The organism is Pseudomonas sp. NBRC 111124 (genome assembly GCF_001320245.1).
In the GTDB taxonomy this organism is placed as follows: Bacteria; Pseudomonadota; Gammaproteobacteria; order Pseudomonadales; family Pseudomonadaceae; genus Aquipseudomonas.
In genome coordinates, this window is sequence record NZ_BCBA01000043.1 from 43,102 (window position 1) to 59,209 (window position 16,108).

A 16,108-nucleotide genomic window follows, 5' to 3' on the forward strand; every position below is an offset into this window, starting at 1 on the left:
TCCTGAAGCAGCGTTTGTCCCGGGCTCAGTGGCGCGAGCACTTTGGTGTTGTTCCAATGAAGCGTTGGCCAGGCTATGAATCAACTACCCGAACATCCGCATGAGCGTGATCAATTTGCGTAGCGTCAGGTCAGGGGTGCGCCGAAGGTTGCGCAATAGTGTGACCAGGTTGGGCAGGCTGAGCCTGGGCTTGGTAAAGCTCCTGGGCATGCGCTGGCCCCATTGGGCCATCGCTTGGGGGCTTACGGGATGGATGCCGGTAGCATATGTGGCGGTGAAGATATCGCCGTCGCAGTAATGCTCGTGCTTGTCGCCCCAAGGGTCCTGCCAGTAATCGAAGATCTGACTGCCGAGGATGTGCCGGCCGATCCCCCAGGAATGCGTCCAGCCGCGATCGCGCATAACGCGCTGCCCCATGCCTACCGCATCGGCATCAACCACTTCATAGGCGCTGTGGCTGTAGGTGGCCATGAAGCCTTGTGCGATGGCCAGGGTATGATGATCGGCCGGAATGTCACCGAGGTCCAGACGCATGAAGGCGACAATGGGTGAGCCGTCAGGCAACACCTGGATATCGCTTGGGATAAAACCGAAATGCTGCGTGTACCAGGCGCAAGTCGCTTGGTAGGCGGCCACCTCAAGCACGATATGGCCCAGCTTCAGCACCTCGGGAGGCGCGATGGATGGGCGTTGCGTGGCGTTGATTCGCTGCTGCGCAGTGGCCAGGTTCCACGAAAGCGGAGCCCTGCTCGGCAATGCCTGGCTGGGACGCTGTCCGTACACCGCCTCGACAATGAAGCCCGAGGGGTCGGACAGGCTGACGAAATACCCGCCACCCGGATGGGGCGCAGGGTGTACCGCGGACGCGCCAGGGATTTGCGCAAGTTTTTCCAGGTCCGCACGCGATTGCACGGCCAGGCCAAACCCGACGAAGCGGGCTTCGTCCGCCTGGTGGATTCGGTAACAGTAGGGGCTGGGTTCGGTTGCGCGCAGATACAGCGTATCGGCGCTGCGCTGACTGACGATCAGGCCGAAGTCCACCAGAAACCCCGATGCCTTGTCCAGGTCGGGCCGTTGGAAGATCAGGTGGGTCAGCGCCTTGGCCTTGACGGTGGGATGCAGATGGCGTGACGGCTGCGGCGTGGCCAACCGGAGTGTCTCGTTGTGCTGATTCATTGTTGTTGTTTTCCAGTTTCTTGAGGCTGAGCGCTCCCGGACCCCGGAATGAACAGGGGTCGAGAATCTTCAAACAACGCGACTGCGTTTAGTCCAGAGGTGGCAGTACCGGCAATTCCCGGGTCGACAGCTGCGCGGCTTCTTGCGCAGGTACACCCAATGCGCGGAGCACCAGTTCGGCGGTGTCAGCCCCCGCTTCGCGCCAGGTCCGGTGCCCCTCGAGGACCAGGAACATGGCACCGAGCACGCTGCTCGAGATCAGGCCGAGCACGCTTAGCAGCTGATCCTGACGAAAGCTGTAGCGGCCAGCGGCAAGGCCGTTCAGCAGGTCGGTTGTCGCCTGGCTGGTAAACATTTCGCGTAGCGAGGCGTTGTGCATGGAGAACTTGTGGATGAACGCTCCCCACTGTGCGTCCTCATGGGCACGCCGTATGAAGAAGCGGATGCCATTCGCCAGCCGCTGAGCCGGGTCGGCAAGGTCCGCGAAACTTTTTTCCACTCGCCCGTGCATTTCTGCACTCAGCTGGGCCGCCACGGCGCTGAACAGTTGCTCGGTGCTCTGCACATGGCTGTAGATGGTGCCGCGCGCAACGCCGGCCTCCTGCGCGAGATCGCTGATGCTGACGTCGACCGAACCGCGTTGAGTGAATAAGCGGACGGCCGCTTGATGGATTCGCCGCTGTACTGGATTCAGGCTATGCACAAAAAATCTCCAGACTCATCTGAATTAGGATTGAACACTTGTGTTCAATATTCGTCAACGGATTTCTTATTGAACACACATGTTCAATGCCAGACGACAATCCACCACCGACTGGAGGCTCCCCCAGTGCAGCAGTGGTGACAAAGCAGGCGACTCAGACAGGCAGAGGTTTTGCGGCAATCTTGCTGGCTTTGGCAAGCGATACACCGAGCGCCCGAAGAACCATTTTGGTGACCTGCACATCGTGCCCTTCCACCGCTCGACCATCGACAATCGAGCGCATCGCACCGGTTGTGCAAGAGAGCACCAGGTCCAAGGCAACGCCTTCATCCTCGTAGCAGAACATGCCCGAGCGAAGACCTTCACGCAGATCGCCCAGAACATGTGTGGCCAGCCGTGAGCGCATGGCCTGATCGAAGTGGATGATCCGCAGCAAGGCGTTGGCCCACTGATGGTCAACTGCGGCGCGGCAAAGGAACATGCGCACACCGATGGCAAGCCGCTGCGCGCCGCAGCTGACATCGGCACTCAGGTCGGAAATGGCATCGGAGAACTCGGCGGCCATGGCAATGCCCACGGCCTCCAGGACTTCCTCTCGCGTGCGAAAGTAGTTGTAGATCGTACCGTTGGAAACCGCCGCCTCCGTGGCGACTTCCAGCAGGGCGATTTCTCCGACTTCCTTGCGCGCGATAAGCCTCAATGCCGCGTCCACCAGGCCACGGCGGGTGCGTTCACGCTTTTTATGGCCCCTCGTCAGAGGCGGCGTGGCAGTATCTGGAAGCGGAAGTGGCGGTAGCATCATCAAACTCGTAGGCCGACAGGATCTTTCAGGCTAAAGGACTCGCTCGCCGAGGGAGACCATTCGCCGAACAGCAACGTCCGGCAATCTCGAAGCAGGCGTTGCGCTGCTGCACCCGGTGCATGGCCCATGATAACGCGGTCTGGGCGCACTGCGACGATGGTTCCCTTTTCGGCCAAGGGAAGAATCTCATGGTTCAGGTCTTCAATGAAGTCGCATGTGCCCTCAGAAACCTGGCCGCGGGCGCTGATCTGCAGAAATTGCCCACCGTGACTGACCCACGCAGCAACTTGCTCGCTGCTCAGTAACGACTTTGGATTCACACCGAAGCCAACCAGGGTAAGGTTGTTTCGCAAGGCATCATCGCTAAGCACGACATGTTTTTGCATGTTCCGCACCCACACCTGTGGAAACAGGCCACCCTGCACCAGCTTTTCACCCCTGACAGGCGCCATGAACAGCCCGTGCCTGAACGTGTTCTTAGGTTTGATATCGAGTTGCTCGAAGTACCGTCTGGTGGCGGGTGTCAGTGCCAGCAGGCGCATCAGACCATGGGTCGCGAAGGCGGCAATCTTGTTCTTGGGCATGACCAGTCGCCCCATGAGTTTGGCCAGATTGATCATGGCCTGTGCATGGGGGCGACGCTCGACGTCATAGGTGTCGAGAATGGCGGGCGCTGCTTGACCGCGCAGCACCCAGGCCAGCTTCCAGGCAAGGTTGGCTGCGTCCCGCAAGCCGGCCACCAGGCCCTGGCCGACGAATGGCGGGGTGATATGTGCTGCATCGCCCGCCAGAAACACCCGCCCCTTGCTGAACCGTGTGCAGCAGCGGGCGTGGAAGCGGTAAACCGCCTTGCGTTCGATTTCCAGTTCCTTGGGGTCGATCCAGGGGGCGATCAGCCGGGCAATGCTCTGCTCGCTTTCCAGCGACTCGCGAGACTCACCCGGGCGCAGCATGAACTCCCAACGTTCCCTGCCGCCGGGGGCAGGCATATGCGGCGTGGGGCGCTGCGGGTCGCAAATGAATTCAACGTGGTCGATAGCCGAGGCATGACGATTCTTGACATCCACGATCAGCCAGTCCTCGGCATAGGTCTGGCCCTCGAACTCCTGACCGATCAATGCCCTGACCCTTGAACTGGCGCCATCCGCACCGACCAGGTAGCGGGAGCGAACAGTCTGGGCCTGCCCTCCTTGGTCACGGACCGTAGCGACCACGCAGTCCTTTTCGTAGGCCAGGTGCTCAAGCGTGAAGCCACCCAGGCTGGTCACCGACTTCAGGCGGGAAACCTGGTTGCGCAGCGCATGCTCCAGGTCAGGTTGGTAGAACGTCACGAGCTTGGGATGGCCATCGATGCATCCCTGCGTATCGGCACGGCCAAACTGCCCAAGCACCGGTGAATGCATCTTGACCTGAGGAATAACGATCTTGGCGAAGGCATCTTCGGCAAGGCCGGCCAATTGCAGAATCCGTAAAGCCTCGTTGTCCAGGGCGATCGCCCTGGGCATCAACATCACCTCGTGTGCCTTGTCCAGCACCAGGGTAGACACGCCGTATCGGCCCAGCAGCGCTGCAATGGTCGCACCTACCGGGCCGTAGCCGACCACCAGTACGTCTACGTCAGCGGGAAGCAATTCGATCTCATTGTTGTTCTTGTTCATCTCGAGCCCTTGTTGTGATTGGGGTCATGAAGGCGCACCGGCCTCATCGTCAGGCAAGATGAAGGTATGCAAAATTGAGAGAGTTTTCAATATTGATGTTTTTGTCACTGTTTTCTGCGATCATGCCCTTCCCGCATCCACTCCCCTTTTGCGCCGTAGGTATGAATCGTGGCACGCCAGCAGTCTCAGCCGGCACCGGTCCGGCTCCGCTTCGCCGAGTTCGAGCTAGATGAAGCCAATGCCAGCTTGTGGCGCGATGGCGAGGCCGTTTCGCTAGCGCCGACCCCCTTTTCGCTGTTGTGCGAACTTGCGCGTCAGACCGGTTCGCTGGTCACGAAAAATGCGTTGCTGGATGCTGTCTGGGGGCACCGGTTTGTCAGCGAATCGGTTCTGAAAACGGCTGTCAGCGATGTGCGCAAGGTATTGGCCGATGATCCTCGCCGCCCTCGCTTCATTGAGACAGTATCGCGGCGCGGCTATCGCTTCCTGGCTGCGCCACCCCGTGCATCGGCGCTACCCGCTGTAGCGAACCTGGCGGTTCAGAACTGCCTGGGCCCGGCCCCCTCCTTCATCGGTCGTACCGCTGAAATGGCCAGCTTGGAGCAGGCCTGGAGACGCGCACATGCTGGCGAGCGTGCAGTGGTCTGGCTCGCCGGAGAACCCGGGATCGGCAAGACGACCCTGATCGAGCAATTTCTGGCAAGCCTGGGCGATGTGGCGTGCGCCCGTGGCCAATGCGTGGAGCACTACGGAACAGGCGAGCCCTACCTTCCTGTGCTGGAGGCTTTGGCAGAATTGTGCCGGGGCGATACGGCGTTACCCGCACTGCTTCGCGACGTGGCACCGACCTGGCTTTTGCAGCTACCGTGGTTGAGCAATGCCGAGCAACGCGAGGCCTTACGACATGAAGTAGCCGGCAACGGTCCGCAACGGATGCTGCGGGAAATGGGCGAACTGCTGGACCGCTATACCGAACAGCGTCCCTTGCTGCTGGTAACCGAAGACTTGCACTGGGCGGATCGATCGACGGTCCAGCTCATCAACTACATCGCCCGTCGCCGCGGCAGAACCCGGCTGATGTGGCTTTCGAGCTTTCGCCTTGCCGAGGTGGTGGCGCTGGACCATCCGCTCAACTCGATTCGTCATGAACTTCGTCTGCAGCGCCTTTGTGAGGAGGTGCTGCTGGATCCGTTTTCGGAAACCGAGGTGGCAGCCTTTGTTGCGCGCCGCTGCGCGTCGTTGGCACGGGATGAAACATTCGTCCGTGCACTGCACACGCGAACCGACGGGGTTCCTTTGTTCGTGTCGTCAATGTTCACTGAACTCATGGTCCCCGCTGAAAATGCAGCGCATACCGAGACCAGGCTGGCGCAAATGGCGGTCCCCGAGAGCTTGGCTGCCATTATCCACCACTACATTGCCAAGCTTGAGCCAGAGCAACGCACCCTCCTGTCGATGGCGGCAGTTTGTGGAACCAGTTTCAGGGTAGAGACGGTTTCGCTGGCGCTGAACCTCGATCTGACGTTGGTCTCGCGCCAGTGCGAGGCGTTGATGCGTGAGCAGCTATGGCTTGCTCAATCACCGCTCAGAGCAGAGAACGAGGCCAGCGAGCCGCCCTACACTTTCAGGCATGCGCTGTTTCGCCAGGTGCTCTACGAGCGCACCCCACGGTCGCTGCGCGCCACGCTCCACCGCCAGGTGGGTGAAGCGCTCGAGCGCGAGCGTTCGGCAGGTATCGCGGTGGCGCCCTCGGAACTGGCGATGCATTTCGATCGGGCTCATCTGCCCATGACTGCAGTGCAATACTATGCCGAGGCGGCGCAAGCTGCATTGCTGCATTTCTCTCCCGAACTGTGCCTGGGCCTTGCCGAACGGGCGCGGGCGTTGCTTGCGCTGTCTGCGCAAGACCCCGAGTCCGATGCCCTCGGATTCACCCTTGCCACGCTGCAAGGCGTTGCGGCCTTCCATTCATCGGGCGTTGGCGACGACGCCAAAGCGGCCTTCGAGCATGCATACCGATTGCTCGACAAGGTGCCGATGCACCCCGTGCGCGCCCGCCTGTTGCATGGCTTCGGCTACTTGCTGAGTTTACGCGGCGATTATCCGATGGCCCTGGCGGTAGCGGAGCGTGCCGAAGCCCTCTCCCGCGCCAACGGCGATTCAATGCTTATGCTGGCGGCCTGTATCGTTCACGGCGAGATCCACCACTTGCAAGGCCGCACCCAGTCGGCCCGGGCCTGGCTGGAGCGCGCGCTGGCCATTGCACAAACCTTGAAAGTGGGTGCGAACGACGTTTTCGCCGCAGACCCGCAGGTCATGCTGCACGGCATGCTCGCCATCGAACTGTTGCGCTCTGGCTTGTGTAAACAGGCACAGGCGCACATCGAACTCGCACGCGTGCGTGCCCAGGCGTCAAGCCACCCCATGACACGCCTGGTTTGTACCTGGCACCAGGTGCTGATGGCGGTGAGGATGGGAAATCACTTGCAGGTGGCAACGCTCGCGAGCGACATGCAGGCGCTGGTTGACGAATTTTCCCTGGCCCTGGGGCGTAGCGCTTGTCGTTGGTGGCGTGGCTGGGCCCAGGCACGTAGCGGTGCCGCCATCGATGGCTACCGGCACATACGCGAAGCCTTTGAGCATCACATTGCCCTGGGAATGCGCTCGGGGGCGAGTGAGGTGCTGGGCTATGCGGCTGAAGCGTTGTTGCTGGCGGGCGATTGCGAGGCAGCGCAGACCCAATTGCAGGAAGCACTGCGGATGGGAGAGGCGCTGGGCGAACGCGTCTACCTGCCTCAGCTCTTGCTGCTGGAGGCCGCTATTGCGCGCAAGCTTGGTCGTTTCGACCGGGGCGCTGCGGCAGTGCGCAGGGCCATGGCTGAAGCCCGTGCCCAACAAGCGGCGTGGCTGGAGCTTCAGGTGATGGTGGAGCTGTGCGAGTACCACGATGCGACGCCTGCCGAGCACGACGCGTTGCTCATGCTGACCATGGCATTGCCCGAGGCGGACGGCACCGCGCTGATCACGCGGGCGCGGCATATTGCAGGCGCCAAAGCCCGTTTGCTCAAGTGACGGTGCAAGCAAAGCGGGCGCGTTCAGACGCAAACGCGACCTTTCGCTGACCACTTGCGGGTCGCAGCTCCCTAGGCTGTCGGGCAACTTTCCCACCCGTGGTGTGCGATGACCCTCAACGATAAATCCAAATACCCGACGCGCCGTACCTATGTGCTGAAACTGCGTGACGACGCGACGCCGGGGAACCTGGCAGGCCGGCTCGAGAGCCTGGTGACCGGCCGTCAACACGCGTTTTCCTCTGCCGAAGAACTGCTGCAGTCGCTCGCCCTGGAACTTGCAACGGCGCATGGCCTGCACGAGCACGCGCCACAGGCAGACTGACCAGGTTGTGAACGTCAAACGTCCCGCAATGGCGACCGAGTGGCGACGCCTCGCTGACAACTCCGACGGCACTGCGCCTTAACCTGAAGCCACTTCACATTTGCACGAATCCATCCCATGCCGCGATCGCCAACTTCACTTTCCGATTTACTGCCCCGCCTGCGCATCGTCCTGCTGCGCGCCATCCGCCCCGTGGGGCTGGCTGCCGGGGGCGCGCTCGCTACGTCGATCACGCTCGTGCTGGGCGGCTGCTCGACGCCTGTTCTAGCACCTGCTGTCGAGCTACCGAGTCATTTCGCCGCAGACACAAGCGCCGAGCCAGAGCCCGAAGCCGCGTGGTGGGAGGTCTATCACGACCCCGTATTGACGGATCTGGTACGCCGCGCCGCGCTGCGCAACCGCGATGTCAGGATCGCTGCCGAGCGTTTGCGTGCGGCACGCGCCGGCGAAACGATCAGCCAGTCCTGGCTGCTGCCTGCCGTCGGGGCCGCCGTTTCCGGAAGCGACCGCAGTAGCGGTTACAGCTCAAGCACAAAACAGGGCTATCCCGATACGCGAACCGGCAGCGTGGGCCTGGACGTCTCGTGGGAAGTGGACTTGAGCGGCCGCTTGCGCGCCGGGGCAGCAGCGTCCGAAGCTGAAGCAATGGCCACGCAACACACCCTGCGCGGCGTCCGGCTGCTGGTAATAAGCGATGTGGTCAGCAACTATTTCACGCTGACAGGTACGCAACGCCAGGTTGCGACGTTGCGTGCCATTTCCGCCATGCAGGACGAAACGCTTCGTCTGGTCGCCGCTCGCCACCAGGCAGGGCTGGCATCGGCCTTCGATGTGGAGCGGGCGCAGACCGATGCGCTGTCTGCACGGGCGCAGATACCGCCGCTGGAAACGCTGGCAGCGGTATCGCGACACCGGATTGCCGTACTGATCGGCGAACCGTCGTTCACCACTGCGGACCTGGCGTCTTCGGATGGCGACGGGTTGAGCGTGCCCGAGGCCAAACCAGGCCAACCTGCTGCATTGTTGCAGCGCCGGCCTGACGTGCTGGCGTTGATGGCCCAGCTGGACGCCGCCAATGCGCGCCGTCGCCAGGCTGCCGCCGAATGGTTCCCGCAGCTGTTCCTGGGCGCCTCATTTGGCCGTCAGGGCCTGGCGCTCAATGGCGTCGACCTTGGCGCAGCGCGTTTCACCAATGTCGCGGGCCTGTTGGCAATGCCGATATTCAATGCCGGACGCACCCAGGCCATCAATGAGGTCGCCGAAAGCGCGCAGAGGGAAGCGTTACTGCGTGCTGAAGACGGCATTGCACGCGCGCTGGAAGATGTGGAGAACGCCCTTGTGACACAGGCGCAGGAACGCCGCCGTGCGGGGACGCTGCAATTGGCTGCCGCCTCTGCTGAAGCTGCGCAAAACCGTGCGCAGTCACTCTACAACCGTGGCCAGATCGACCTGTTGCCGCTGCTGGACTCGCAGCGGGCACGCTTGGCAGCGCGTCTGAACGCCAACGAAAGCAACACTCGCCTGCTGCTCGACAGTGTGCAGCTCTACAAAGCCTTGGGAGGCGGCTGGCAAGTCTTTGACCAGCCCTCCTCCGCACCTGCTGCCGCCATTGATACCGACCGGGCGCCGCTCTCCTGAGCATGCGGTCGCACCCCAACGAGGAAACGTCTTGAAAAACACACTCCCTGCAGCCAGCGTCCTGGCGGCTGCTCTGTTGCTGTGCGCGTGCAGCCCGCAAGCGCCAACCACACAATCACCGCGCCCGGTCCGAGTCACCGAAATCAACTATGACAGCGTGCGTGAGACGCATCGGTACGTCGGCAGCGTGCAATCGCGGCATGAAGTCGAGCAAGCGTTCCGGGTTGCCGGCAAAGTCATCCAGCGCAAGGTTGATGTCGGCCAACGTGTGCGTGAAGGCGAGATCCTGGCCGTGTTGGACGACAGCGACTATCGGCTCGCCGAGCAGGCAGCGCAGCAGCAGTGGAAAGTGGCTGTCGAGCAGATGCGCTTTGCACAGTCCGACCACCAACGCCTCCAGGCGTTGAAAGCCGATGGCTCGGTCAGTGCGGCCGACGATGAGCGCGCCAGCACCCTTGCGCAGACCGCACAGGCCACCGCCCAGGCCGAAGCGCGCAAACTGGAAATCGCACGCAACACACTCGAATACACCATACTGCGGGCAACCCGCTCTGGTGTCGTCACTGCCGTGCGTGTTGAGGTCGGCCAGGTGGTGGCGCAAGGCCAGCCAGCGGTGTCGATTGCAGACCCAGGAGAGCCGGAGATCGTGGTCGATGTCCCGGAAGATCATCTGGCGTCCTTCAATGACGCACACTTTGTCGTTTCGCTTGCCAGCGCCCCGGACAACAGCTTCGAAGCTGTCATACGTGAGCTATCACCGCAGGCCGCTTCACAGACCCGTACCTTCCGTGCGCGACTGAAGCCGAAAACCCTCCTCGCGCTGCCCTTGGGGGCCACCGCGACCGTCATGGCCGAGCGTGTGACGACAGGCTTGTCAGTGGCAGTGGTACCCGCCACGGCATTGACCCAACAGGCTGGCAACCCGGTGGTATGGGTCGTCACGCCTACCGGCAAGGACCATGCAGGCAACGCCGAACCGGTGCCCGTACAAGTGTGGGGCTACCGCAAAAATGAGGTACTGATCTCCGGCCCGCAGGCGGGGGCACTGGTGGTAACCGCCGGGGTACAAAAGATGGCCTCGGGGCTCAGTGTCAGCCTGCCGGACTCAGCGATCGTTCACTCAACCTCCACACAGCAGGCCTCCCGATGAACGCTTTCAATCTGACCGGCTGGGCGCTGCGCCATCGCGCCATGGTCTTGTTCATGCTGATTGTCGTCGCCCTGGCCGGCCTGTTCAGCTTCACCAGGCTCGGTCAGCTCGAAGACCCGAACTTCTCGGTACCCTCGATGACCGCCATCGTTGTCTGGCCAGGCGCCACGGCTCAGCAGTTGCAGGACCAGGTGCTCAACCGTATGGAGAAAAAGTTCGAGCAGATAGACCACTTCGAGAAAGTGGTGACCTACGCCCGTCAGGGTTACGCAGGCATGACCCTCACCGTGCGCGGAGGCACCGCCAAAGCGGACCAGAACGAGGCGTGGTATCAGGCGCGCAAGAAACTCAAGGACCTCAGCCTCGAGATGCCCGATGGCGTTATCGGGCCGATCGTCAACGATGAGTATGGCGACGTCTATGGCCTGATGTACGCCGTCAAGAGTGACGGCATCGGCCAGGGCGAGCTTGCCGACATCGCTGAAGATATCAAGCGCCGCATGCTCAAGGTACCGATGGTCAAAAAGGTGGATGTCATTGGCAAGCAGGCCAAACGGGTCTATGTGGAGTTCTCGCACGAACGCCTGGCCGCGCTCGGAATATCCCCTCTGACGATTGCTGACAGCCTGAAAAGCCGCAATGCGATGCTGCCTGCGGGTCAGTTCGATACGGACGGGGACCGGGTCATGGTCCGCGTGAGTGGGCAGTTCGAAAGTGCAGATGCCATTCGGGATCTGCCGCTTTCGGTCGGCGGAAGGCAAATCAAACTCGGCGATATTGCAACCATCACCCGTGGCTTCGAGGAACCACCGACCTACACGGTACGCCACAACGGCCAGCCTGTGCTGATGCTTGGTATCACCATGACCCGCGATGGCAACATTGTCGACCTCGGCAAGGCCATGGACGCGAGCGTCGCGCAGATTCAGTCAGAACTTCCTCATGGTGTCGAACTGGAGCTCGTGGCTGACCAGCCGACCACGGTTAAAGATGCCATCCTGGACTTCGGGCGTGCATTGGCCGAGGCGCTGGTCATTGTCATCGCGGTGAGCCTGGCCAGCCTGGGCTGGCGGGCGGGCCTGGTGGTCGCAGCGACGGTACCGCTGGTGTTGGGCGGTGTAGCACTGGTGATGCTGGCGATGGGCTGGAACCTGGAACGCATCTCGCTGGGGTCGCTGATCATCGCCTTGGGCCTGCTGGTGGATGACGCCATCATCGCCATCGAGATGATGGTGGCGAAAATGGAAACTGGCATGAATAGAATCGAGGCGGCCGCCTTTTCCTACAGCGCTACGGCGATGCCACGCCTTACCGGCGCATTGATCACGGTCGCAGGTTTTCTGCCGATCGGTCTGTCGCAATCCACCACAGGGGAATATGCCGGCGGCATCTTCTGGATCGTCGGTGCTGCGGTGCTGTTCTCGTGGATCTGCTCCGGCATCTTCACCCCGTACCTGGCGGTGAAGATGTTACCCGGCGATTTTGCCGGACACCACCAGGGGGACGCGTATGACTCCCGGTTCTACCGGAGCCTGCGCCGTCTGATCGACGCAGCCATTGAGCATCGCTGGAGAGTGATCGGCGCCACGATGGGTGGCTTGGCCCTGGCGCTTGCCTGTATGAAGTTTGTGCCACAACAATTCTTCCCGAGCAGTTCCCGGCCCGAACTGGTCATCGACCTGCGGGTAAAGGAAGGGGCCTCGTTTGCCGAGACGACCGAACAGGTCAAACGCATGGAGGCGATCCTGGCGAAAGACACCGATGTGCGTTTCTATACCGCCTACACCGGTGCTGGCGCTCCACGTTTCTACCTCTCGCTCAACCCGGAATTGCCCAACCCCGGCTTCGCGCAGTTCGTCGTGATGACCAAAGACCTGCAGGCGCGTGAACGTGTCCGGAGCAAGCTGATGGGCATGGTCGACCAGGCGTTCCCCGAGGCCTGGGTCCGCGTGACCCGCCTGGAGCTGGGTCCACCCGTGGGCTACCCGGTGCAGTTTCGCATCGTAGGCCCGGATACCCAGGTGGTACGGCAGATCGCTCGGCAAGTGGAGAAGGTGGTCGCCGCCAACGCGAAAGTGCGTGATGTGCAACTCGACTGGAACGACCCGGTGCGCACCTTGAAGCTCGAACTGGACCAGGACAAGGCGAACCTGCTGGGTTTGACCCCGGCAGATGTAGCACTGGCCACCCAGACCGTCACCAACGGGGCCACCTTGTCGCAGCTGCGCGAACGTGAGGACCTGATCGATATCGTGGCCCGCGCCGTCCCTGCAGAGCGCCTGACGCTCGACACACTGAAGTACATCAATCTGTACACGCGTGAGGGCACCGTCGTGCCGCTGTCCCAGGTGGCAAAGGTGCGCACCGAACTGGAGGAGCCCGTGCTGTGGCGACGCAACCGGGACATGGCAATCACCGTGCGTGCAGATGTGAAGGATGGTGAGCAGGGAGTATCCGTGACCCAGGAACTCCAGCCGTTGTTGACCGACATTCAAGCAAAGCTGCCGTCGGGCTACCGGATCGACGTCGGGGGGGCTGTCGAAGAAAGCGACAAGGCCAACAAGGCCCTGCTGGCGGTCGCGCCGCTGATGCTTGTCAGCATCCTGTTGCTGCTGATGTTGCAGCTTCAGAATTTCTCGCGCATGTGGATGGTGGTGCTCACCGCCCCCCTCGGCCTGATCGGTGTCGTGCCCGCACTGCTGGTTTTCCAGTCGCCACTGGGCTTCGTTGCAATTCTGGGAATCATCGCCTTGGGTGGGATGATCATGCGTAACTCGGTGATCTTGATCGATCAGGTTCAAACAGAGATTGAACAGGGGCGCGATCCCTGGAGCGCAGTGCTTGATGCGGCCATTCACCGGGCGCGCCCGGTGATGCTCACAGCGCTGGCGACAGTGCTCGCGATGATTCCCCTGACACGCAGTGTTTTCTGGGGGCCGATGGCGATCGCGATCATGGGTGGGCTTACCGTGGCGACGGTACTGACGATTTTCTTCGTTCCCGCTCTTTACGCAGCCTGGTTCAAGGTAGAACGCATTGAACCAGGTGTCAGTCATTCGCAGACCGGCGAGATTAATCAGGTCTCTGGCTAACAAGTGCTTTTGCAGAAGCTGTGAATCGCCTGGCATGCAGCGCGAAGCGACTCATCATCGAGCGCATAGGCGATTCGCAAGTAGCCCGGCAGGCCAAACGCACTGCCTTGCACAACGGCCACGTTGGCTTCTTCAAGCAATGCCATCGCAACCGCCTCGTCGTCAACCAGATCACGGCCGCCTGGCGAACGCTTGCCAATCAGGCCAGAACAGTCAGCGAAGGCGTAGAAGGCACCGCCCGGGACTTCGCAGCTGAACCCGGCGCCTGGTCGAGCAATTCGACCATGAAATCGCGGCGCCGCTGGAATACTTCGCGGCTGTGCACGATGAAGTCTTTCGGACCGTCCAGGGCAGCGATTGCAGCGTGCTGCGAGATGGAACAGGCGCCCGAGGTCTGCTGACCTTGAAGCTTTTCCATGGCGTCGAGCAGCCAGCGAGGGCCCGTGGCGAACCCGATGCGCCAGCCGGTCATGGCGTAGGCCTTCGATACGCCGTTCATGGTGAGTGTACGTGCAGCCAGTCGTGGTTCGACCTGGGCAAGCGTGAGGAACTCGCGACCGTCGAAGATCAGGTGCTCATAGATGTCGTCCGCCAGAATCAGTACCTGCGGATGGGCCAGCAACACCTCCGCCAGCGCCAGCAGCTCGTCGGCGTCGTACACGGCGCCCGTGGGGTTGGACGGCGAATTCAGGATCAGCCAGCGGGTTCTCGGCCCGATGGCCTCGGCCAACGCTTGCGGGGTGAGCTTGAAGCTGGACGCGGCGCCACAGGCAACAATGCGCGACTCGCCACCGCACAGCTCGACCATTTCTGGATAGCTGACCCAGTACGGCGCCGGAATCACCACTTCGTCGCCTTCGTTCAGGGTCGCGGCCAAAGCATTGAAGATGACCTGCTTGCCACCGCTGCACACCAGCGTGTCCTGCCAGCTGACATCCAGACCATTTTCACGCTGATACTTGCGGGCAATCGCTTCACGCAACGCCCGAAGGCCAGCCACCTGGGTGTAGCGAGTGTGGCCATTGTTGATCGCACTGATGGCCGCAGCACGGATGTGCTCCGGCGTATCGAAGTCGGGCTCACCCGCACAGAGCGAAATGATCGTCGCCCCTTCTGCGCGGCGCGCAGCGACGCGGTCGATGATCTTGTAGGTTGCCGAAGGCTTGGCAGCCTCCAGTCGGCGATTCAGTGTTTCCAGGCTCACGCGTGCGCCTCCGGGAGGGAAAGGCCCATCAGGTCCATGGTGGTTTTACCTTCACGCAGCCTGGCCATGAACACGGCCTCTTTGTCGGCGCGCTTCTGGCCTTCGCGCAATGTGCTTTCAACGGCATCGGCCGGGATGATGATGACGCCGTCCTCGTCCGCGACTACCAGGTCGCCGACGCTGACGTGCGCACCGCTGAAGTCGAATGGCTTGCCCACCGAAGGCGTGGTCGCCTTGACGGTACCTTTGACCGAGATGCCTCGCGCAAACACCGGGAAGCCGTGGGCTTCGAGCGCGGCGATATCGCGCACGCCGCCGTTGATCACCAGGCCGACAATGCCTGCGGCCTCAGCCGCCACAGTGAGCACTTCACCCCAGTAGCCGGCAACGAAATCGGCAGTGTCACAAACCAGTACGCTACCGCGCGGCGCTTTCGCCACCGCCAGGTGCAGGCCCAGGTTGTCACCTGGCGAGCATTGCAGCGGGTAGGCGGATGCCGCGATGAACGCGCCTTTCCAGACTGCGCGAATTTCGCGATCGACCGCGCACGGTAGCCCAGAGGCCTCGTACAGAGTGGAACTGCCGAGGACTCTTGCGATGTTCTGATAGTCGTGTGGAAGGCTCATGGCTGTTTACTCTGCAGGGCGTGGTAACCGAGGGCGGCGCGGGCTTCTTTCAGGCGCTTGCCAGTGGCGATCTGTTCGCGGATCTGCGCTTCGACGTGTTCGATACGACGTGCCGTTTCAGCGACTTCCCGGGCACGATCACGCGGGACGATGACGACGCCATTGGCGTCAGCGACGACGATGTCGCGGGCACAAACACGGGCTTGGCCAACCGATACCGGCTGGTTGACGGCCATGACTTCAACACGGTCCTTGCCGGTACGCATGAAGCGGCCCTTGCTGAATAGCGGGTAGCCCTCGCCCAGTGCCTTGTTCACATCGCGACAGACGCCATCAATGACCGTGCCGGCGATACCGCGAGCCAGCGCGTACTGGGTCATGATGTCGCCCCACACCGTGCAATCGGTACGGCCTTCGTTGGCAATGACCACAACGTCACCGGGGGCTACTTCATCAATGAAATCACCCACAGTGCCGGGTGGCGTGCTCGCACTGACGTACTGAACCGTAAAGGCCGGACCGACCACCACCTGGCTGTAGTTAGCCAGTGGCGCGATACCGAAGGCCTGGCCTGGAAGGCCCAGCTTGTCCATCGCATCGGACACACCAGGGGTATCCAGGCCCTCGAACAAAGCAACGATCTCTTTGTCGGTAAGGCTCATA

At 61.9% G+C, this 16,108-nt stretch carries 11 protein-coding genes and 1 pseudogene; 5 read left to right on the plus strand and 7 right to left on the minus strand.

What is annotated here, in order from left to right; genetic code table 11:
* Positions 1-84: 84 nt before the first annotated feature.
* The 4 genes from APH28_RS17715 to APH28_RS17730 form a co-directional block, all read right to left on the minus strand.
* Positions 85-1,176 (minus strand): 2,4,5-trihydroxytoluene oxygenase, encoded by a 1,092-nt coding sequence (locus APH28_RS17715; RefSeq protein WP_060511559.1) that lies wholly within the window; start codon positions 1,174-1,176, stop codon positions 85-87.
* A gap of 88 nt (positions 1,177-1,264) precedes the next feature.
* Positions 1,265-1,879, minus strand: a complete 615-nt coding sequence (locus APH28_RS17720; RefSeq protein ID WP_060511564.1) for a TetR/AcrR family transcriptional regulator — start codon at positions 1,877-1,879, stop codon at positions 1,265-1,267.
* A 154-nt stretch (positions 1,880-2,033) separates the two neighbouring features.
* Complete coding sequence (locus tag APH28_RS17725) at positions 2,034-2,681, minus strand: TetR/AcrR family transcriptional regulator (protein ID WP_060511566.1); 648 nt, start codon at positions 2,679-2,681, stop codon at positions 2,034-2,036.
* Positions 2,681-4,339, minus strand: coding sequence for a bifunctional 3-(3-hydroxy-phenyl)propionate/3-hydroxycinnamic acid hydroxylase (locus APH28_RS17730; protein ID WP_060511568.1), 1,659 nt, complete (start codon positions 4,337-4,339; stop codon positions 2,681-2,683). Before APH28_RS17730 ends, APH28_RS17725 begins: the two co-directional genes overlap by 1 nt.
* A gap of 168 nt (positions 4,340-4,507) precedes the next feature.
* Here APH28_RS17730 and APH28_RS17735 point away from each other — a divergent pair, with 168 nt between their 5' ends.
* From APH28_RS17735 to APH28_RS17755, 5 genes are all read left to right on the plus strand, one after another.
* Positions 4,508-7,411: an AAA family ATPase gene (locus tag APH28_RS17735; RefSeq protein ID WP_060511569.1), complete on the plus strand. Its 2,904-nt coding sequence runs from the start codon at positions 4,508-4,510 to the stop codon at positions 7,409-7,411.
* A gap of 108 nt (positions 7,412-7,519) precedes the next feature.
* Positions 7,520-7,735 (plus strand): hypothetical protein, encoded by a 216-nt coding sequence (locus tag APH28_RS17740; protein ID WP_060511571.1) that lies wholly within the window; start codon positions 7,520-7,522, stop codon positions 7,733-7,735.
* A gap of 117 nt (positions 7,736-7,852) precedes the next feature.
* Positions 7,853-9,373 (plus strand): TolC family protein, encoded by a 1,521-nt coding sequence (locus tag APH28_RS17745; RefSeq protein ID WP_082432326.1) that lies wholly within the window; start codon positions 7,853-7,855, stop codon positions 9,371-9,373.
* Positions 9,374-9,404: 31 nt separating this feature from the next.
* Complete coding sequence (locus APH28_RS17750) at positions 9,405-10,523, plus strand: efflux RND transporter periplasmic adaptor subunit (RefSeq protein ID WP_060511573.1); 1,119 nt, start codon at positions 9,405-9,407, stop codon at positions 10,521-10,523.
* Positions 10,520-13,615: an efflux RND transporter permease subunit gene (locus APH28_RS17755; protein WP_060511575.1), complete on the plus strand. Its 3,096-nt coding sequence runs from the start codon at positions 10,520-10,522 to the stop codon at positions 13,613-13,615. The genes APH28_RS17750 and APH28_RS17755 overlap by 4 nt, the downstream gene beginning before the upstream one ends.
* On the opposite strand, the pseudogene APH28_RS17760 reads toward APH28_RS17755, so the two are convergent.
* The 3 genes and pseudogenes from APH28_RS17760 to APH28_RS17770 all read right to left on the minus strand — a co-directional run bounded on the left by APH28_RS17760 (position 13,612) and on the right by APH28_RS17770 (position 16,107).
* Positions 13,612-14,819, minus strand: a pseudogene (locus APH28_RS17760) (pyridoxal phosphate-dependent aminotransferase). The gene APH28_RS17755 and the pseudogene APH28_RS17760 overlap by 4 nt on opposite strands.
* On the minus strand, positions 14,816-15,445 hold the full coding sequence (locus APH28_RS17765) for an RraA family protein (protein ID WP_060511577.1): 630 nt from the start codon (positions 15,443-15,445) through the stop codon (positions 14,816-14,818). Before APH28_RS17765 ends, APH28_RS17760 begins: the two are co-directional and overlap by 4 nt.
* The gene (locus APH28_RS17770; protein WP_060511579.1) at positions 15,442-16,107 is read right to left on the minus strand and encodes an RraA family protein; all 666 of its coding nucleotides are present in this window, start codon (positions 16,105-16,107) and stop codon (positions 15,442-15,444) included. Before APH28_RS17770 ends, APH28_RS17765 begins: the two co-directional genes overlap by 4 nt.
* Position 16,108 lies beyond the last annotated feature (1 nt).